Origin of the sequence: Streptomyces sp. NBC_01537, assembly GCF_045040445.1 — a bacterium.
In the GTDB taxonomy this organism is placed as follows: domain Bacteria; phylum Actinomycetota; class Actinomycetes; order Streptomycetales; family Streptomycetaceae; genus Actinacidiphila.
This window is the reverse complement of the sequence record NZ_CP109392.1, coordinates 4,277,732-4,297,885: the sequence shown is the minus strand read 5'-3', so window position 1 is coordinate 4,297,885 and position 20,154 is coordinate 4,277,732. Positions and strand designations below refer to the sequence as shown.

The following is a 20,154-nucleotide window of genomic DNA, read 5'->3' as shown; positions in this document are numbered from 1 at the left end:
CGCTCATGAGCGATCAGCAGTCCGGCGAGTCCCCTTCCTCCCCCGTTATCGCCAAGGTTCTGGAGCAGTCAACCCGCGTTTTGGAGACATATAGGGTCGACCCCGGGCTGGTTCAAGAGCACGCGAACAATGAGCGGCGCATTACGCAGGGTGGCTACGGCGACCGTCAGCTCTTCGAGCTCGTTCAGAATGGTGCGGACGAGATCGGCTCGAGTAATGGGGGAAAGCCCGGGGGAAAGCTCCATGTTGTGCTGACCGCCGATCATCTCTACTGCGCGAACGAGGGCGCCCCGGTAACCCCCGAAGGCGCCGAGACAATCCTCCGTATGAGCGTCTCGCGGAAGCGCGGTGGTCAGATCGGTCGTTTCGGGGTGGGTGTCAAGTCGGTCCTCTCGGTGAGCGACGCTCCCCAGTTCTTCAGCAGCACAGGCAGCTTCGGCTTCGACAGGACATGGTCAGCCGAGGAGATCGCGAAGGCTCTCGGCAAGGCAGGGGGCACGCTGGACGCTGACACGCCTGTTCTGCGCATGGCTCGCCCACTCGACGTCGAGCAGGAGCGCCGTGATGATCCGGTGTTGAACGGTCTCCTCAAGTGGGCCACCACCGTCGTCAGGTTGCCGCTGTTGGAGGGGGCGGCAGAGCGTCTGGGACACGACATCTCCGGCCACAAGCACCTCGACGGTCGTAGCGCCGATGCCTTTCCCGTGGGCTTCCAGCTCTTCTCTGCCCACGTCGGCCAGGTCCTGCTCCGGGACGAGCGCCCCCTGCCTCCTGTCGAGCGGGACATCACAGTCGAGAACGACGGTGTTCATCGCACTCTTCGTGAAGTGCGTAAAGGCTCAAAGCCGGAGACCAGCCGCTGGAAGGTCTACAGCCTTGCCCACGTTCCCACGGCGGAGGCCCGCGACAGCGCGGGAGAACTGCACGACCGGGGCGTCATCGACATCTCCTGGGCGGTGCCCGAATACACCCTCCGGGACGGGCTCTTCACTGTCCCCCCGGGACGTGGACAGTTCTGGTCCTTCTTCCCCACCAAGTATCCGGTGTCCTTGACCGGCTATCTGAACGCCGCGTGGAAGACCAACGAGGACCGTCAGAACCTGCTCGACGGCAGCCCGTTCAACCGGGAGTTGCTCCAAGTCGCGGCACGTCTCGTCATCGAGTCGCTGCCCCAACTGGCACCGGCGGAGGACCCCGCCGCCTACCTTCCGCTGCTGCCGGGCCGAACGAACGAGTTCATCAACTGGGCGGACGACTACCTTCTGCGTCAGGTCTGGCAGGCCGCGTCACAGCGCCCCTCCCTGCCCGACCAGAATGGCGAGCTGCGTGTTCCCCGGGATCTGAACATCCATCCCAGGGGCCTCGACCGGGAGTGGCTGGCGATCTGGGCCGAATACCCGGGCCGTCCTTGGAACTGGGTCCACCGCTCAGTGGACGCGACCGACCTGCGGCACGGCAAGATGGAGCACATCCTCGGCGAGAGTAAACAGAAGACGGAAGACGTCAAGACCTGGCTCGAAGCACTCGTCGAGGACGGCTCCGCCGAAGCCTCCTGTCACGCCATCCGTATCCTCTCCGCGATGGTGACCAAGGACCGGGCCGGGCAGGGCGCTGCGGAATCTCCGCTGACGATTGCGGCTCGACAGGCACGGATCGTTCTCACCGAGTCCCACGGCATGGTCGCTCCTGGCGCGGGCAAGGTGTACCACCGGACGTCAGAGGACGAGCTCCGGGACGACATGGTCTACGTGGACACGAGAATCTCGGACCGGCCGGAGATGGGTCGCCACCTGCATGCCGTCGGGATCCGGGTGGCGGACGCCCAAGGTCGCTTCCAGGGCGTGCTCGACCAAGGATTCACAGGTTACGACGGCCGATCCTGGTCGAAGTTCTGGTTGCTTCTGCGCAGCGCGGGCGGTAATGCACAGGTGGATCGCATACGCGCGAAAGTGCCGAACCCTCGCAGCGTCCTGCAAGTCCGGACCGTGGACGGCCGCTTCCGCTTGATGCGGGACTGCCTGCTTCCCGGACCTGTTGTTCCCGCGGATGGGAGCCGCGACGACTCGATCGCGGTGGACCTCGACTTCCATGGCGACGACAAGCCGGTGTTCCGAGACCTCGGGCTGCTGGACCGGCCATCCTCTGGACACCGTCCGGACGGCGAGACATGGTTCGAGGAATATCAAGAAGCCATTCATGACAGCTACCTCCGCAGGCTGCCCGCGTCGGCGCCCCGCCCGAGCCGCACCCGTCTTGCGCTCGAAGGAGCGGCCCCCGCAGGTCCACTGCACCTGCTTCCACTGTTGTCGGAGGAAGGCCGTGCCGCGTTCGTCGAAGCGCTCCCCGACGCCGGCATGGTGGAGAGCTGGACCAGGCAGTATGGTGCGCAGAGCAGTACGCGAGCGACTGTCTCCTCCCCCCTGCGGTGGATGCTGAAGAAACACGGTCGGGTGCGTACTTCGCAGGGACTGACCAGGATCTCTGAGGCGGTCGGTCCCCAACTCAAGGAGTACGCGGGCGTCCTGCCTGTCGCGGAGATCAGCCCGGAGAAGGCCAGAAGGCTCCGGATGCCCGTCGTGGCGGACGAAGTTCCGTCCGAGCGCTGGGGCAAGTTGCTCGACCGCGTACTCGTGAGCGAAGAGGACGCCTTCGTCGGCCGTGCCTACGCCCTGCTGCTCAGGGTCGGCATGCCGTTCCCGGAAGGCATCTCCACCCGTTGTCGGATCGGCTCGTCCTGGGGCAGCCGCCCCGACGGGGAGATCGCCGTCGCGACCAACGAGACCGATTACAAGGAACTGATCCGTGAGCAGTTGCCGGCTCTGCTGGTCGCTGACAAGTCCGATGCAGCGACCGCGCGGCAGATGATCGAGGAATGGGGGATGCTCAAGGTCGCCGACGTCATCAGCAAGAACATCCGCAAGGTCGCCAACGGTCCGGCGACCGTCCTTGTCGATGAGTTCACGCCTCTGCGGCAGCGGGTCGGAAACGCCGCCCAGAACCGGAAGGTCCTGCGCTGTTCGGAGTTGGAGCAGACCATCCGTACCCCGCTGGGTAGCACCATGATCCCGTTGACAGCGGTGCGGCAGGGACAGACGTTGTTCGTACTGGATTCCCTCACGTCCCTGGAGGTTCTGATTGCAGCGGATAAGGAGTTCGGCTGGAACATCGGCGCTGCGGGCTGCCGACAGGTGATCGAGCTTCAGGTGCGTCAGCAGCAGAACAAGGAGGTCCAGGCCCGGCTGCGGGAAGTGCGTGAGGCCGAGAGTGTCATCGACAAGATCGCCCTGCTGGTCGGCGAGGACCAGCTCCGTGGGGAGCTCCCCCCTGGGCTCCTCGCCAGCGAGCTGAACGAGAGCGGGGCCGAGCCGAATATCCGGCGGATTGCGGAGATGGCTTTCAACGCCCACGGTGAGTCGATCCTGCGCATCCATGGTCGGGATCTGGCCGTCGACTTCCCTGCTGTCGCGCCGAGCTCCTTCACCGGCTCGCCCAAGGCTCTGAAGTTCGTCACGGATCTTGGATTCCCCGACTCCTTCGCCGGAGCCAGGGTTCCCGCGCTGGATCCTCGCATAGAGGTGGAGGGCCCGTCCGAGTTTCCCGCCCTGCACGACTATCAGGAGCAGTTGGCTCGCGCCCTCTTCAACCTGCTCGACAACAGGATGCCGCAGCGCGGCATGCTGAGCCTGCCGACCGGGGCGGGTAAGACCCGGGTGACTTCCGAGGGCGTGATCCGCTGGATCCGCGAGCAGGGCCGGCTGAGCGGCCCCGTACTGTGGATCGCGCAGACCGAGGAGCTGTGCGAGCAGGCCGTGCAGAGCTGGAAGTTCGTCTGGTCGAAGGTCGGCGCGGAAGTCCCGCTGGTCATCAGCCGGCTCTGGTCGACCAACGAGGCGACGCCAGTGAACGACCGACCCCACCTGGTTGTGGCGACGGACGCCAAGCTGCACCACTGCCTGGGAACCGATGACTACGCCTGGCTGCGGGAAACCGCCCTCGTCATCGTGGACGAGGCTCATGTCGCGATCTCCCCCCGCTACACAGCGATCCTGGAACTGCTGGGGTTGACCCACAATCGGACCAGCCGGCACCTTGTCGGGCTGACCGCGACCCCGTACCGAAATAACGAGGATCTGACCCGTCGCCTGGTTCAGCGCTTCGGCAACCGGATCGACACGGGTGTGTTCGACGGTGATCTGGCCGACGCCACCAAACAGTTGCAGCATCTTGGCGTACTCGCACAGGTCCGGCACCGGGAACTGACGGGTGGCACGATCCAGCTCAGTGCCGACGAGCTGAGCCGCTCCGAACAGTTCTCCGGTCTATTGCCCAAGGGCGCGGAGCAGCGACTTGCGGACGACCACGACCGCAACCAACGCATAGTGGATGAGATCGCCAGGATGCCTGCGGACTGGCCGGTGCTGGTCTTTGCGACATCCGTGGCGCACGCCAAGTTCCTGGCCGCCAAACTGGGCGACCGCGACATCAGGGCTGCGGCGATCGACTCGGCGACGCCGACCGCCGAGCGTCGCAAACGCATTGAGGACTTTCGCAAGGGAGAGATCCAGGTGATCACCAATTACGGCGTGCTCACCCAGGGGTTCGACGCACCGGCGACCCGTGCTGTCGTCGTCGCCCGACCGACCTACAGCGCGAACATCTACCAGCAGATGATCGGGCGTGGGCTGCGCGGGCCGCGCAACGGTGGCAAGGAGACCTGCCTGATCCTCAACGTCCGCGACAACATCACCAACTATGGCGAGGCGCTGGCGTTCACGAAGTTCGAGTACCTGTGGGGAGTCGAGAAGTGACATCCCCGGACCTGGAGGAACATTGCCTCACCCTCGACCAGCAGTTGGTCGTTGACCAACCCTGGGACGCTCGCGTGCTGGTCACCGCTGGCGCCGGATCGGGCAAGACACACACCTTGGTCCGACGCCTGGACGCCCTGGTGGACAGGGAGGAACTGGAGGCTGCCGAGATCCTGGTGCTCAGCTTCTCTCGCGCCGCAGTCCGGGAGCTACGCGAGCGTATCGACCGGCATGGGGATGCTGCCCGGCGCGTCCGTGCCCAGACCTTCGACTCCTGGGCCGCGTCGCTGCTGGCGCGGGCCTACCCGGAAACCGATTGGAGCGGGAGCACCTTCGACCAGCGCATCGTGGCTGCGACCGAGGCGATCGGGCGCGGTGCGATCGAGGTAGGGGAGCAGGGTCCACCCGCCCACGTGGTGATCGACGAGGTTCAGGACCTGGTCGGTGTGCGCCGGGAAATGGTGGAGGAGTTGCTGGACCGTTTCTCAAGTAACTGCGGCTTTACCGTCGTCGGCGACGCCGCCCAGGCAGTGTACGGATTCCAGGTCTCGGATCCGGAGCAGCGGGCGCTTGAGACCAACTATTTCCTCGACTGGGTGCGAGCCTCCTACGGGGAGGACCTGGTCGAGTTGCACCTGGGCGACAATTTCCGGGCCCGTACGGACGAAGCCCGCGTCGCGCTTTCACTTGGTCCTTGCCTCCAGCGACTCCCCACCGACAAGGCCGAGGCCGTCTTGGCGGCCGAGCACATCCATAGGGAGTTGCGAGCCCTGCTCATGGAGGCCCCGAACTTCGGAGACCTGGCGGACAGCTTCGTCCAGGAATCCCTTCGCTACTTCCCGGGCACGACCGCAATCCTTTGTCGGGACAACGGCCAGGCACTGCGGATCTCCGAACTGCTCGACGAGGCCGACGTCCCGCACCGCTTGCAACGCTCGACCCGCGACCGCCCGGCGCCCGCGTGGATCGCCGGTCTCCTCACTGCGACAGCCTCCTCCAGCCTCACCCAGGAACGGTTCGCGGAGTCGCTCACGGATCTGGGGCTCCCCACGGGCAGCGCCCCCGAGTCACTGTGGCGGTCCCTGCGGAAGGTCGCTCGGGGCCCTCGCGCGACGCTGGATCTCGCGGCTCTGCACCGAGTGGTGGCCGAGAAACGGCTCCCCGACGAACTCACCGCTCCCGAACCCTCGCCGCTGGTGATTTCCACGGTGCACCGTGCCAAGGGATTGGAGTTTGACCGGGTTCTGATCCTCGAGCCCGCTGTACTCACCGCGCCGCGTCCCACAGCGAAGAAGAAGTACGACTACGACCCACCCGCCGAGGCCCGCCTTCTGTACGTCGCGATGACCCGCCCCCGCGACGACCTCTACCGCCTCGATGCCCCGGTCACCTGGCTGCTGCGCAAGGACCAGCGGTTGGACCGCTGGTACGTCGCCGGACGGAAGTCCTGGGCCCGCAACGGCATGGAGGCCCTTGGCCTGGACGTGTCCCACGAGCACCCCCCGGGGGTACATGGCATCCACCAGGATCCGGTGGGGCTGCAGAAATACCTGCGTCACGAGGCCGGAACCAACGCCCCCGTGGAACTGCGGCTGTTGCACCGGCTGCCGGTCGCCGACGACCAGACCCCGCCGTACGCCGTCGTCCACGCCGGACATCCGATCGGTGAGGTTTCCGCACGGTTTCGGCAGGATCTACATCGGCTGTTGCGACAAGGAGTTAACTGGGAGGTCCGCACCTGGCCCGCCCTCATCACCGGACTACGTCTGGACGGAGTGGAAAGCGTCGCCGGGAGCACCGCTGCGACAGAACGCGCTGGCCTCGGCGCGCACGGTTGCTGGCTCGCACCCCGACTCAGTGGTCTGGGACGTTTCCACTGGGCCGCCGAGGCCGCCGAATCCCCGTCCGACGACAGCATGCCCCAGGGAGAGAGCTACTCGTGAGCACACCGGAGTACAAGGCTCACTACGAGCTGTGCGAGATCCTGCTCGATTCCCTGCGCGCCGATCTGCTCGGCCCGGTCGGCGGCAAGTATGAGGTACTCAAGGACGACGCGCCGATTACCGTCTACCCGATCGGTGTGTTGTTCCCCCAGTCCCAGGACGAGGAGACCCGAGCGGAGATCTCCGCCACGGAGTCCGAGAACGACGGCCTGGACGAGGCACCGTTCGCCTCCCGCAGGGACAGCGAGGAGCAACCCCAGGACCTCGGCGTGGCGCTGGCCAACACCCGCAGGCCCTCCTCCATGGGCCTGACCTTCGCGGTGGACCCTGCGATCAGCGGCAGCATCGCCTTGACAGTGCAGGCCGCCATGTATGCCCCCGAGGATGCCGAGGGCAATCCGATCTCGGCCCGCCGAACCGAGATCCGCAGCACTGAGGATCAGCGCGAGCACTGGCGGCGCACCGCGCTGGTGCTGGAGCCCATCACCGTCGATGTGACAGTCCCTCGCTCGCACGAACCCGTGGTCCTCCACCCCGGTTTGGAGTTGCGCGTGTTGGTGCGCCCGGCAGCCGAGCCGCACGGGACCGTGACGGTGACCGCCACCGTCGTCAACAGCCTGACGGTGGGCAAGTTCGACCTTCGCGATGCACACTGCTTCTACCAGCCGGTCCTGGAAGTCAAGCCTGCGGACGGCCGCTCCGCGCCATTCGTGGAGCGTCCCGCTGCGCTAGGCGCCGTGGACAAGGAGCAGGCGCTCAGTCGACTGCTGCACCGGCATGCCCCAAGCTTTGCGACGGGGCATGGCTGTGCGGCCCACTGGGACTGGGCTCCGCCGTCGATCGGTACCTCCAGTGGTAGGCGCGCCGCTGTTGCCGCCGTCCGTACCGAGTTTGTCCCCTCACACGAGGTGCTGTTGACCGACTCCAATCCGGAGATCGACGACAACAGGCTGACGATGCAGGGCCTGGGCACCGAGCCTGTCGCCGAGGTCGTCGCCGCGCTTCGTGATCTGCTGCGCGGCTATGAGGAGTGGATCGGAGCCGAGACGGCAGGAGCCGAAGGTCTCAGCGGCACTGAACATGCGGAGGCCGCGCAAGAGCAGCTCGTCCTGTGCCGGCAGACCCTGCGACGGATGCACCGAGGTGTGGACCTGCTGGCCGACCCGCACAGGCCGGAGATCATGAAGGCGTTCCGGCTCGCCAACCTCGCCATGGCGGATCAGCGTGCCCGCACCTCCTGGATCAAGGACGGAAAGCCGGGGGCCCCGGCTCCGGAGAAGGGAAAGTGGCGTCCCTTCCAGATCTCCTTCCTGCTGCTGTGCCTGGAAGGCATCGTCGACGCCAACCATGACGACCGCAGGATCGCCGATCTGCTCTGGTTTCCCACGGGCGGTGGCAAGACCGAGGCGTATCTGGGGTTGATCGCCTTCACCACCTTCCTGCGACGCATTCGCGACGGGGCTGCGGGTGCCGGCGTCACCGTACTGATGCGGTACACCCTGCGGCTGCTGACGCTCCAACAGTTCGAGCGCGCCGCCGCGTTGATCTGCGCGATGGAGCAATTGCGCGTGGCTGACCCCAAGGCCCTGGGGAGCGAGCCGATCTCTATCGGCATGTGGGTCGGGAGGTCCGCGACCCCGAACACCCTGGAGGCCGCGGCGACCAAGCTCAACGAGCTTCGGACCAACCCCGGGAAGCCGTTGCAGAAGGAGAACCCCGTCCAACTGCACGCTTGCCCCTGGTGCGGCACCGCCCTGGACGCGAGCGACTACGAGGTCGAGGAGGCGTCCACGCGTATGGCAATCCGCTGCCCGGAAACCTCCTGCGCCTTTCACTCCGGGCTGCCGATTCACCTCATCGACGAGGCGGTCTACCACGCCCGTCCCACGCTCGTCATTGCGACGGTCGACAAGTTCGCTTCCATGCCGTGGCGACCCGCGACCGCCGCCCTGTTCAACCGGGACCGAGACGACGACACCAAGCCGCCCGAACTGATCGTCCAGGACGAGCTCCATCTGATCTCCGGCCCCCTCGGCACCCTCACGGGGCTCTATGAGACCGCCGTCGACGCTCTCGCCGACCGACCGAAGATCATTGCCTCCACCGCCACCATCCGTCGCGCGGACGACCAGGGCAAGCGCCTGTTCAACCGCGAGGTCAGCCAATTCCCCCCGGGAGGGCTGGACTCACGCGATTCCTGGTTCGCTGTGGAAACGCCCAGGGATCGTAAGGCGGCCCGGCGCTACGTCGGACTGCTCACCTCCACCACCAGCCAGGCGACCCTGCTCGTCCGGGTCTACGCGGTCCTCCTTCAGCGCGCCGCCGCCTGCGGTGCTCTGCCGGAGGTGCAAGATGCCTACTGGACCCTGGTCGGTTACTTCAACAGCCTGCGCCTGCTGTCGGCGGCCGAACTACAGGTGCTCGACGACGTCCAGGACCGGGTGGAATACCTGGCTCTGCGGGACGGCCAGGAGCCGCGTGCGATAGAGGCTCCTACGGAGCTGAGCAGCAGGGCGAACGCCAGCGACATCCCCAAGCGGCTCAAGGCCGCGGAACGGCATCTGCCAATGGCGGACGTCGTGGATGTCCTGCTCGCCACCAGCATGATCTCTGTCGGCGTCGACGTGGACCGTTTCGGCCTCATGGCCGTCATGGGGCAGCCGCAGACCACCGCCGAGTACATCCAGGCGACCAGCCGCGTAGGCCGACGCCATCCCGGTCTGGTCGCGGTGATGCTCAACTCGACCCGTTCGCGCGACCGTTCCCACTACGAGAGCTTTCTGCAATTCCACTCCGCTCTCTACCGGGAGGTGGAGTCCACCAGTGTCACTCCCTTCTCGGCCCGCGCTCGCGACCGGGGACTGCACGCCGTGATCGTGGCCCTCGCGCGGATCCTGCTTCCGGTAGCCCGCCCCAACGATGCCGCACGACACATCGAGGATTTCGTCGACGACCTCAACGCGCTCGTCCGCCCCATCGTTCTCGCCCGCGTGGCCGAGGTCGACCCGAAGGAGGCCGAAGCCACTGCCCACGCATTCGACAGCTTCGTCGACTGGTGGCAGGTCGAGGCGGGCGTGAATCCGAACCTGGTCTACGAGGCTCGACGCAGTAGCAGGATCCCCGCACTGCTGAGTGGCTTCGACGACGACTCAACGGCAGCGGGCCAGCCCACTTTGTGGAGCCTGCGCGACGTCGACGCCTCCTCCACCTTCTTCCTGGAGTCCTGACCATGAGCCCGTTCCCGCCCCGCACCCGCCGCGGCATGGGGGCCGCCCCCGTCCGGACCGCGCGCAAGCTCGGCGAGATCCGCCGTGCCCAACTCATCACCACCTACGGCGTCGGCGCCATGATCGCGGTGGAGAACGAATCCTTCATCGTCTCCGGCCTCGACTCCTGGAACGTCGAGCAAGCGACATGGATCTGGGAACACAGACTGTCCCGGCCACTCGGCGTCAAGGGTTTCCGACTCCCTCCGGCGCCCGATCCCGATCTGGCGACCGACGGTGTACGGGCCGCCCGCTTCCCCCTCATGTACTCATGCCCGGACTGCAAGGCACTCCAGCACTTCCGAAAGTTCAACTCGCTGGCTGGCAAGGCGGAGTGCTCAACCTGCCAGGAGGACCTTGTCCCTTCCCGGTTCGTCATGGCCTGCGCCCACGGCCACCTTGACGACTTCCCGTACTGGAAATGGGTCCATCGGGGCACCGAGCACGCAGGAGGTGGGCTCTGCGGGGGCGAGCTGAGTTTGCGTGCCGACGGCTCCACCGCCTCACTGCGTGCTGTGCTGATCAGTTGCAGCTGCGGCGCGAAGGAGGTGTCCATGGAGGGCGCGTTCCGCAGACAGGCGCTGAAGAACCTCGGCGTCCGCTGCTCAGGGAAGCGCCCATGGATCAAAGGCGCGCTTGCGGAGTCCTGTGAGGAACCACCGCGCACCCTTCAGCGTGGTTCCTCATCGGTCTGGTTCCCTGTCATTCACTCCGCGCTGTCCATTCCGCCGTGGAGTGACGGCCTCAGCAAGCTCGTCGCACCTATCTACCACAAGCTGAAAGAGGAGACTCCGGACGGCATCCGGGCGATTCTGCGGTTCGACAACACCCTGGCGCATCACCCCGAACACACCGCAGACATGGTCATCGCCCTCGTGGAGAAGTTGAAGAAGGAGGACGAAGAGCCCCTTGTGGAGACCTCGGCCCGCGACACGATTTACGAGGACGAGTACCTCAGGCTCCAGGAGGAGTGTCCGGAACGGGAAGGGGCAGCACTTCAGAGCTTCGTCTGCGAGCCTCCCGTCACCGACACCTCGGAGCTGCGTCGACAGCACGGACTGGACCAGATCATGCTGGTGAAGCGCTTGCGCGAGGTCCGTGCTCTGCAGACCTTCAGCCGAGTCGATGAACCAAGCTCGGCGGACGACGCCAGCCGCCGAGCACCGCTCTCCGCCCAGAAGCTCGACTGGCTTCCTGCCGTCGAGGTGAGCGGTGAGGGCGTCTTTCTGCGGCTGGACACCGCTCGCCTCAAGGTCTGGGAGCAGTTGCCGGGGCCTCTCTCCCGAGCGGAACAGATCCGGGACAACCACAACATGCTGCTGCACCAGCGGGCCGCTGACCCGGACAAGCCCGTACCGGTCTCGCCGGTCTCGCCCCGCTACCTGCTGCTCCACAGCCTTGCCCATGTCCTCATCAACGAGTGGAGCCTGGATGGTGGCTACCCCGCTTCAGCACTGCGCGAGCGTCTCTACGTCGGCGAGGACATGGCTGGCATTCTCATCTACACCGCCACCAGCGACTCCGCAGGCAGTCTCGGAGGCATCGTCGCTCAGGGTGAACCCGATCGCCTCGACGTCGCCCTGCGCTCCGCGCTGCGGCGCGCCGAGTGGTGCTCCAACGATCCGCTCTGCATGGAGTCCGCAGCCAGCGGCGCTGACAGCCTCAACCTCGCCGCTTGCCACGCCTGCGTGCTACTCCCGGAGACAAGCTGCGAGACCAACAACACCCTGCTCGACCGCGCGGCACTGATCGGCACTCCGGACGGGAGCGTGGCAGGCTACTTCTCGCGCTGACCACCCCGATCCTGGCTGGCGGGCACTTCCCGACGGAGGCCGCCGCACTCAAGTACGGCGGCCTCCGGAGCCAGTGGATCGGGCCTGGGCGATCACAGCGGCGACGCGGGCGGCAACGACGTCGGGGGCCTCGTGTTCCCAGAAACGGAGGACCGTCCAGCCGGCGTCGATCAAGTGCTTGGTGGTTTCTTGATCGCGAGCCATGTTTCGGTTGAGCTTCGTGCGCCACCATTCGGCATTGGTCTTCGGGCTTGTCGCGTGCTGGGGGCAACCGTGCCAGAAGCAGCCATCCAGGAAGACCGCGATCTTGAGCCTGCCGAAGGAGATGTCCACCGTGCGGCGTGCCATGCCGGGGACGCGTGTGTGAAGGCGATAGCGGTACCCGGAGGCGTGAAGCAGGCGGCGAACAGCCAACTCGGGGGTCGTGTCTCGGCTGACCTGCTTGCTCATGCGGGCTGAGACGCTGGGGGAGGAGGGGGCAGCGGGCACACGTTCATTGTGCCGGCTTGCGAATTACTGACATCGATGGCGACGGCGCCCGTCAGCTCAGGTTCGGTAGTCAGCGACCTCGGTCGCGTACACGTGCCCAGTCGGGGCTGTCCACCTCACCTTGCCCGTGTCCGGCTCCCGCTTGACGCGCCAACCCGCCCGATGCTTGAGCAGGTGGTGGCGTCGGCAGAGGGGGATGAGGTTGTCGGGGGTGGTGGGGCCGTGCTGGGGAGGGCCGAAGGGGATGAGGTGGTCGAGGTCGCAGCGGTGGGAGGGCATGCGGCAGGAGGGGAAGGTGCAGAGGGGGTCGCGGGTGGTGATGTGGCGGGTGAGGTCGGCAGTGGGGCGGTAGGTGGTGGGGTCGGTCTTGATGAGGGTGCCGGTGGTGGGGTGGATGAGGAGGCGGCGCCAGATGCTGTTGGGGCGGGAGGCGAGGGCGCGGGCTTGGCCAGCGGTGAGGGGGCCGTGGCCTTTGAGGTCGGCGGGGTGGTCGGCGGTGCCGATGAGGGTGTCGTAGGGGACGGTGATTTGGACGATGGGGGCGGAGCGACTGGGGGTGGGGCTGGTGGGGTTTGTCCCGTCGGACTGGACAGAGTGGTTGACGAGAAGGTCGAAGGCGGCATCGGCGCGGCGTTGGTTGAGGTTGCGGGGGTCGTTGTCGCGCTTGAGGACGGAGGCGTGGGCATCGACGGAGGCCTGGATCTGGGCGGCTTGTTCGGCGGGGAGGTGAATGGACCACCAGGACATGCCGTCGAGGTCGGGACGGAGGCTGACGTGGCGGTTGGCGCGGGCGGATTGATGGCGGATTTCGGCGCCATCGGGGTCGGCTTTGAGGACAGCTCGGTGGAGGGCTTTGCGGGTGGCGGAGACGGATTGGTGGGGCATTTTGTCGAGGACGAGGGCTTCGACGTGTTGGGCGGTGGGGGTGTCGAGGTTGCTGGTGACTTCGACCAGGGCGTGGGTCTGCATGTAGTGCACGTCGCCGCGTTCGAGGAGGCCGAGGGTGGGAGCGAAGTGGGCGGCGAGGGCGCGGGCCGTGCCCAGGCGCGTGGCGGCGGTGGTGTTGGAGAGGCGGAGAGCGCAGGCGACTTGTTCGCAGGTGAAGTCCCAGCGGCGCTCGTCTGGGGTGGGCTGGGGGAAGTCGGGGAAGGGGTCGACGGGTTCGGCGTCGAGTGAGGCGAGGAGCCGTACCTGCTGGGCATCGATCCAACCGGCGTGACGCTCAAGGGCTTTGAGGGCGTCGATGCGCCCGGCGGGGGACAGACGGTCCGGGTCGAGGAGAGGGAGCAGGACAGAGGTGTCGGGGCCGGGGGTGGCAGCGGACAGCCAGGTGGCCCACTCGTCCGGGGTCTCCGGGGCCGAGAGCGGTGAGGTGATGGGTACGTCGGTGATGGTCATGGTGCCCCCCCCGTGCGTATGAGATCCGGCCTCTCCGGCCGGGCCCCGTACGTCGATTTTCGCTCACGGAGAGTTATATAGCCAGGTTGGATGGACGGATTCATTCGAATGGTTGATCGGTTGCGGGGGTGGTCGGCTCCTTCTTCGTGGAGTGGCTGGCGCCGATGGGGGTGCGCGGTTGTCCTCCTGGCCTTGGCGGCGGCGGCCTTGCAGCCCTAGCGCGACTGCCAGCGATCGGCGCCGGGGTTCGGTGCTACGACCAGGGCAACGGATCGGGGTGGCGATACCACCACCAATCATGTGCCCCGGGGTCTTCTCCTGGGACTGCCAGCTGCTGGGCAAGCAGGTGCTCGGGGTCCTCGATGGTCAGTTCGATGAACAGCCGGTCCAGTTGCTCCAGGGAGTCCTGGAGCAGGTTGGCTGCGTTCTTCGGCAATCGGTCGTGGGGCTTTGCGAGGAGCTCGGCGAGTCCGTCGCGAGAAGCGAGTCTGTGCCGGTAGAGGTCTTGTGGATACCAGTCGGACGGTGCCCATTGAGCCGCCATCTGCCTGATCAGCATCTCCCAGGACCCGAGTCGGGTGCAGGCGTGCCAAGCGGGGCTGCCGGGCTCCTCGGACAGGGCAGGATCCGGAGATCCGGACGGGAGCTGCCGAAGAGACGCGAGAGCGTTAGCGAAGGCATCAGCCGTGGGCGTGGCGATCCGCGCCTCGCGGACGACCTCCGGGATTCGGGTCAGTGCGGCGTTAGGGAGCTGCGGCACCGGGGCTTCGATCGCGTCGACGGTGTACACCGGTTGCTCGTCGTCAGAGGCCAGGAGGCGAGCCCGTGTCACAACTCCCTCGGGAGTGGCCAGCCAGTAGGCGCTTGGAGGGGACTCTTCGGCTGGAAACAGCACGGCTGTCTGCGTGGCGGACGCAAAGGCCGCTGCCAGCCGGCGCTCTGTCGGCTGATGGGCCACAGCGTCCTGAGCGTAGATGTCCAGGGACAGGTTCACGTCCCCTAGGACCGCGGAATACTCGCAGGATACGAGGGCATCCCAGTTGCGGTCGTCGGGGTCGCCGTCGGTATCGGCCACATCGACCTCGCTCACCGCTACGCCCAGGTGCTTGGCCAGAGCCGCAGCGATGGCCTCCGGGGTGATGGGGTCGACGGTGAGGAAGTTGTACGTCATGCGACCTTTCTTCTCCCGGTCCGTCGGAGTCACGCATCTGTCCACGGAAGAGGTTCCGGACGCCGACGCCACCACCAGGCGCGCCCTTCAGCAGGAACGGGGGCCTTCGAGGCCGCCTCGACGATCCCCTCCGTGTCCTCGACGGTCAACTCGTTGAACCGCTGGTCAAGCTGTTCCAGTGCACCTGCAAGCAGGGAAGCGGCAGCAGGCATAAGGACAGTTGCGAAGCCCTGGATTTGATCGCGGTACTCCAGGCTCTCCACGTAAAACTCCAGCGGGTACCAGCCGGACGGCTGCCAGGCTGATGCGATCCGTTGGACGAGCTTTTCCCATGCGCCGAGATAGGAGCGGGCGTCCCGTGCTGTGTCCGCGATCTTTGTGATCGCTGTTGGATCGGTCGTTCCATATTGGGACAACGGAAGAGCCTCGAACGCGGTGGTGAAGGCGTCGGCAACCGGAGTTTCGATCCGCTGCTCTCGCACCACCTCGGGCAGGTGCATGACGCGAGCACGGGGAAGTTGCTGGATGGGCGTCTCGACGGCCTCGACCGTGTACGCGAGGTTGTCGTCTGGCGGGACGACGCGGGCCCGGGTCACGATGCCCTCGGGGCTTGCCAGCCAGTGGGCGCTGATCTCGCTCTCCGTGGGCGAGTACAGGACGACTGCCTTTACTTGGGCCGCGAACGACAGGCCCAGCTCCGCCTCGGTCGGCGGGTTGGTTACATCGTCCAGAGCGTAGATATCAAGGGCCATGGATACGTCACCGTGGAAGATGGAGTACTCGCAGGACACAAGGGCATCCCAGTTCCGTGCGTCCGGATCGCCATCGACATCTGCCACGTCCACTTCGGCGACCGGCACATGCAGGCACTCCGCAAGTGCGGTCGCGATGGTGTCGGACCGGGGCTGCCCCATCAGGAGGAAGTTGTAGTTCATCGTAGGTTCCGTTGTAGAAGCCCCGTGTCGCGTTGCTTGCTGCTGCCAAACATCTGACGCTACCTGAGGGGTCGGTGTGCTCCCTGTGACCGGGTTCAAGGACCGGTAAAGCTCAGTGTCTGACATCCGGGGTCAGGCCGGGGTGGCCAGCGGGCACCGGGGCTGGGCCGTGGCCGTCGCTGAAAGTTGCGTAGCGAGTTGCGTAATTCCCCCTATGTCTCCTGCCAGGACGACTGGGAGACTTGCCCGGCGGCGGACAGGAGATTGCGCACCGCTGCGCCTGGGGGACGGCTCACATGAGCACGGAGACTGCGGCAGGACGGGCTACTGTCCCGGCTGCGGTGCCGCTGACTCGGCCTGGTCTGCCGCCGTGCACACTCTTGGAAGAGATCAACAGACAGGAAGAGGCAACGTGTCCACACAGACAGGCATCTCCGTACAGGGGCGCCACAACCCGATGCAGGTGTTTCTCTACTTCATACGCCTGACGGTTGAGGTCGATGGAAAGGCCCAGACCGGTGCTTGGCGCGGCCGCTTCATACCGCTGAGTCCTGGCTCGCATCAGGTCAACGTCTTCTTCCGGTACCTGTTCAAGGCCCGGTGCTGCGCGGCCGGCATCACCGTCCAGGTCGCCGACGGACAGACGGTCGCGCTGGAGTACCGCACTCCGCAACTCATGACGTCGGATGGTCGTCTCACGGTCATCGGCTGAATCGCGCGTAACCTCGGGTCATGACGCACGCCATGGAATCCCGCTCGGCGGCCCAGTGAGCGGCTGGTGGGCCTACCTGGAGGAAGGGACCCGCCGGGAGGTCGACGCGGAGGTGCTGCACGACCGCCAGTTGACAGCAGTCAAGGCGGTGTGGGAGGCCCTGCGCCCATTGGGGCTGGGCCTGCGCGAGGCGCAACTGGTGGTCCACGCGCGCTACGAGGCACTAGGCGACCGCGTGCAACGCAGGGCGCCTGATCCGCTCGACATCCCCTCACTCACGGCCCGCGCCGCGGCCCTCCCGGGCCGGGTGGCCGCGATCGAGGCCCTTTGGGACGGCGACACGGTCCATGACTGGTTCGTGCTGCTGGTCGCGGTCCTGGACGACCCAGCCGCGGAAGGCCACCTGGCGACCGTCCACCACCGCGCCGGCGGGCCCCCGCCGGGCACCGCTGCCGCCGAGGCGGGGCAGGGCCTGGCCGACCACCTCGGAGTGCCGTTCCATTTCGCTTCCCCGGACGTCCCCGACGACGAGGCCCCGCGCTGGCGGACAGCCCAGCGTCTGCCCGAAGGGTCGTGATCGGAACCAGAGGCGGATCGCGGCTACGCCCGAGACCAATGCCGGCTGCCGACTGAGAGACCTCACTGATCCTCAGGTCTTACGGCCTGCGGCGGAACAGCCGGTGGGCGCACGTGAGATGGCGGCCGAGGGCAGGGCCCGGGACGGGTGTGCGGCGACAGGCGGATGACGGATGCGGCAACCACGAACGCGCCCGCGAAGACGTCCAGGAGACGTGCGCCGAGGACGATCGGTATGCGCCCGTCGGGGAGCAGTACGGAGATAACGGTGCCCATGGTCAGGGCTGCGGCCGCCGTAGCCCAGAAGAGTGCGGGGCGGCGGACGGTCTGGGGAGGTGGGCCGTGCCAGTGCCGGAGGAGCCCGTGGCGGCCGATGTGGACGGTGGCCCAGATCCAGCCGATCAGTCCGAGGAGGCTGGAGGCGGTGTGGAGCACTTCCCACCAGGGGATGCCGGGCAGCGCAGGTCGGCCAAGTGCGGCGAAGCCCAGCGAGGTCCCTGCCAGTCTGTCGTGGGTGACGTCGTCCCACAGCCGGTGGGTGACGGCGCCGATCCAGGCCGAGACCGCTGTTACGTACCAGGGGTGGCGTACGCATCCCAGGACTCCGTACTCCTGCCACCATCCCGGCAGATGGGCGGCGACGACAGGCGCCGACCAGCGGATCAGCACGGCCGCAGTCATGGTCAGCGGAACGCCCCACAAGGCGAGCCCCACCCATGTGTGGCCGTAGGTCGGCAGCGGAGCCCCTACCGCGTAGGGCAGATCCGGAGCGGTGGATCCGACCACGAGCGCGACGCCGTCGAACCAGCGGGGCCGTATGAGCTTGAGCGGCATGACGGCGGCGGCATGGGAGGGAAAAGTCATCGGCACCGGTTCATCATCACCGGCTGTCCTATGCCCCGTCGCTGTCTCGCCGAATGTGGAGCTCACGCGCGACCAGCGATCGCGGTCGGTCACGGCATGTTCGGATGGCGGGTACTACTGCTCGTAGCGCCGACGCGCGAGGTGGACGGTGATGTCGGCGGCAACCTCGACCGTCTCAGGCAGTACCTGCATGATCTGGCTGAAGACCTGCTCCTGCTCCGAGGCCGGCAATACGAGATAAGCCGAGATGGTCGTGAGCTGGCCGACGTAATCGCGGGCACTCATCGTCAAGCGCCGTTCGATCACGGACTGTTGAACACCTGTGAACCACTCGGACCGTCGAAGTTCCGTACCCGGCCACTGCATGTCGTGCCCCGGAGGCGTCCCGTCCGGGGACGGAATCTCGTCGCTCTCCAAGAACGGTGCTCGTGCCGCGCGAACGGCTTCCGCCACGTCCGGGTCAGCCAGCTGGATCGGCCCGCCGAAGGAGGCGAACACGCCGCCTGGCTCCAGCAGCGCGGCCATGCGTGACCACCGGCCCTCCGGGTTCGTCCAATGCAGGGCTGCTGCCGCATAGACCAGCCCGTACGTCTCGCCCGGTTGCAGGTCCTCGAACGCGGCTTGCACCGTCCTGACGCTTGCCGGCACGTGCTTGCGCAGCTCGGCGAGCATGGCCCCGTCAGGCTCGGTCGCGGTGACCGTGACCCCCTGTTGAGCGAACAGGCGGGTCGCTTTGCCTGTCCCGGCGCCGATCTCGAGGGCGGTCCCGGCCGGCTGACCCGCGTACGCCATCACCATGTCGAAAAGCTCTACGGGATAGCCCGGCCGGAACCGTTCGTATGCTTCCGCCATTGCTCCGAAGCTCAGTGCGCGACCAGACATGGCGAGCATCCTGACACGATTTGCGTCGTCAATGCCTGGTCATTTCGCGCGACCCAGCCAACCGTCGCAACCAGTCCGGGCGTCAGCCGTGCTGCGGTACCCAGAGGGTGGCGTGGTAGGAGCCGTCGGGGGTGGCGCCATTGCCTATGACGGAGCCGTGGCTGTCGGCGTTCATGGCGGTGGAGGGGAGGCCGCCGGGGGCGGGGAGTTCGGTGAACTGGCCGGTGTCGGGGCGGTAGACGTAGCCGAAGGAGCCGGGGTAGACGTCGCCGAGGACGAAGGGGCCGGTGGCGTTGTTGAAGTTGGTTCGGCCGAGGCCGGGGCGGAAGGGGGCGAGGGTACCGGTGGAGAGGTCGTAGGTGTAGGCGACGCCGCGGTTGGAGGAGACGACGGTGTGGCCGGTGACGATGGGGCGGTAGTTCATCTCGGCGCCGAGGTCGGTCCAGGCGTGGGTGCGGATGTCGTAGGCGAAGCCGTTGGGGGTGTCGCCGGAGGTGGGGAGGCTCGGCTCGGTGTAGCCGACGATCGTATGGCCGCTGATGGAGGTGGGCTGGCTGGAGAGGGCGCCGTTGGTGCCGAGGTCGGTCATGACGTGGGTACGGAGGTCGTAGACGAAGGCGTGCCGCACGGGGTACGGCTCCCCGGGGATGTCGGAGTAGCCCGCGATGAAGCGGCCCTGGGAGATGCCGATGGAGGTGCTGACGCCGGAGGGGCCGGCCAGGCTGCCGAGGTCGGTCATGACGTGGGTGCGCAGGTCGTACGCGAAGGCGTGGGAGCCCTGGTTGCCGGTGGTTCGGGCGTTTCCGGTCACGAAGTGTCCGCTGATGCCGGTGACGTTGCTGGAGCTGCCGCCGAACGTCCCCAGGCCGGTCATGTGGTGGGTGCGGAGGTCGTAGACGTAGGCGCTCGACGAGCCGCCTTCGTCAATCGTGGAGTCGCCGATGACGTAGGGGCCCTGGACGGCGAGCGCGTGGCTGGTTCTGCCGCCGAGGGTGCCGAGGTCCGTCATGAGGTGCGTGGCCCGGTCGTACGCGAAGGCGTGGGTTTCGATGCCGCCGGCGAGGTCGGAGGCGCCGACGACCGTGTGGCGGTCGAGGTCCCAGCCCGAGCTGCCGGTGCCGCCGAGGGTGCCGAGGTCGATGGCGGTGTAGTGCGGTGCGGGCGGCGGGTTGTGGGCGAGTGCCTGGCCGGAGCCGAAGGCGGAGAGTGCGAGCAGTGCGAGTGCGGCCGTCCCGGCCGTGGCGCAGGCGCGTAATCGAGCGAATCTCATCGAACCCCCTGAAAGAGAAGCGCGGACACGGGGAACATGCCGGAAGG

13 protein-coding genes are annotated in these 20,154 nt (G+C 66.8%); 6 read left to right on the top strand and 7 right to left on the bottom strand.

Going from position 1 to position 20,154, the window contains the following annotated elements:
• Positions 1 to 5: 5 nt before the first annotated feature.
• The 4 genes from OG607_RS19790 to drmB are packed head-to-tail and all read left to right on the top strand — an operon-like array spanning position 6 to position 11,810.
• Positions 6 to 4,808 carry a DEAD/DEAH box helicase family protein gene (locus OG607_RS19790; RefSeq protein ID WP_405724804.1) on the top strand — a complete coding sequence of 1,601 codons (4,803 nt, stop codon included), beginning with the start codon at positions 6 to 8 and terminating at the stop codon, positions 4,806 to 4,808.
• Positions 4,805 to 6,751, top strand: coding sequence for a UvrD-helicase domain-containing protein (locus OG607_RS19785; RefSeq protein ID WP_405724801.1), 1,947 nt, complete (start codon positions 4,805 to 4,807; stop codon positions 6,749 to 6,751). Before OG607_RS19790 ends, OG607_RS19785 begins: the two co-directional genes overlap by 4 nt.
• A complete protein-coding gene (locus tag OG607_RS19780) occupies positions 6,748 to 9,978 on the top strand; it encodes a helicase-related protein (RefSeq protein ID WP_405736918.1) in 3,231 nt (1,076 codons plus the stop codon). Before OG607_RS19785 ends, OG607_RS19780 begins: the two co-directional genes overlap by 4 nt.
• A 2-nt stretch (positions 9,979 to 9,980) precedes the next feature.
• Positions 9,981 to 11,810 carry a DrmB family protein gene (drmB, locus tag OG607_RS19775; protein WP_405724798.1) on the top strand — a complete coding sequence of 610 codons (1,830 nt, stop codon included), beginning with the start codon at positions 9,981 to 9,983 and terminating at the stop codon, positions 11,808 to 11,810.
• A 48-nt stretch (positions 11,811 to 11,858) separates the two neighbouring features.
• Here drmB and OG607_RS19770 read toward each other — a convergent pair whose 3' ends face one another.
• From OG607_RS19770 to OG607_RS19755, 4 genes are all read right to left on the bottom strand, one after another.
• Positions 11,859 to 12,260 carry a very short patch repair endonuclease gene (locus OG607_RS19770; RefSeq protein ID WP_405724795.1) on the bottom strand — a complete coding sequence of 134 codons (402 nt, stop codon included), beginning with the start codon at positions 12,258 to 12,260 and terminating at the stop codon, positions 11,859 to 11,861.
• A gap of 96 nt (positions 12,261 to 12,356) precedes the next feature.
• Positions 12,357 to 13,697 carry a DUF222 domain-containing protein gene (locus tag OG607_RS19765; RefSeq protein ID WP_405724792.1) on the bottom strand — a complete coding sequence of 447 codons (1,341 nt, stop codon included), beginning with the start codon at positions 13,695 to 13,697 and terminating at the stop codon, positions 12,357 to 12,359.
• Between the two features lie 253 nt (positions 13,698 to 13,950).
• On the bottom strand, positions 13,951 to 14,868 hold the full coding sequence (locus OG607_RS19760) for a hypothetical protein (protein WP_405724789.1): 918 nt from the start codon (positions 14,866 to 14,868) through the stop codon (positions 13,951 to 13,953).
• Positions 14,869 to 14,897: 29 nt separating this feature from the next.
• The gene (locus OG607_RS19755) at positions 14,898 to 15,803 is read right to left on the bottom strand and encodes a hypothetical protein (RefSeq protein WP_405724786.1); all 906 of its coding nucleotides are present in this window, start codon (positions 15,801 to 15,803) and stop codon (positions 14,898 to 14,900) included.
• 412 nt (positions 15,804 to 16,215) lie between these two features.
• Between OG607_RS19755 and OG607_RS19750 the strand changes: the two genes are divergently transcribed.
• Both OG607_RS19750 and OG607_RS19745 read left to right on the top strand, forming a co-directional pair.
• Positions 16,216 to 16,515, top strand: a complete 300-nt coding sequence (locus OG607_RS19750; protein ID WP_405724783.1) for a hypothetical protein — start codon at positions 16,216 to 16,218, stop codon at positions 16,513 to 16,515.
• Between the two features lie 55 nt (positions 16,516 to 16,570).
• Positions 16,571 to 17,092, top strand: coding sequence for a hypothetical protein (locus tag OG607_RS19745; RefSeq protein WP_405724780.1), 522 nt, complete (start codon positions 16,571 to 16,573; stop codon positions 17,090 to 17,092).
• Between the two features lie 62 nt (positions 17,093 to 17,154).
• Here OG607_RS19745 and OG607_RS19740 read toward each other — a convergent pair whose 3' ends face one another.
• From OG607_RS19740 to OG607_RS19730, 3 genes are all read right to left on the bottom strand, one after another.
• Entirely contained in the window at positions 17,155 to 17,955 is an 801-nt protein-coding gene (locus tag OG607_RS19740; protein WP_405724777.1) for a DUF4184 family protein, read from the bottom strand.
• Positions 17,956 to 18,069: 114 nt separating this feature from the next.
• Entirely contained in the window at positions 18,070 to 18,807 is a 738-nt protein-coding gene (locus OG607_RS19735) for a class I SAM-dependent methyltransferase (protein ID WP_405724774.1), read from the bottom strand.
• 112 nt (positions 18,808 to 18,919) lie between these two features.
• A complete protein-coding gene (locus OG607_RS19730; protein WP_405724771.1) occupies positions 18,920 to 20,107 on the bottom strand; it encodes a hypothetical protein in 1,188 nt (395 codons plus the stop codon).
• Between the last annotated feature and the right edge of the window lie 47 nt (positions 20,108 to 20,154).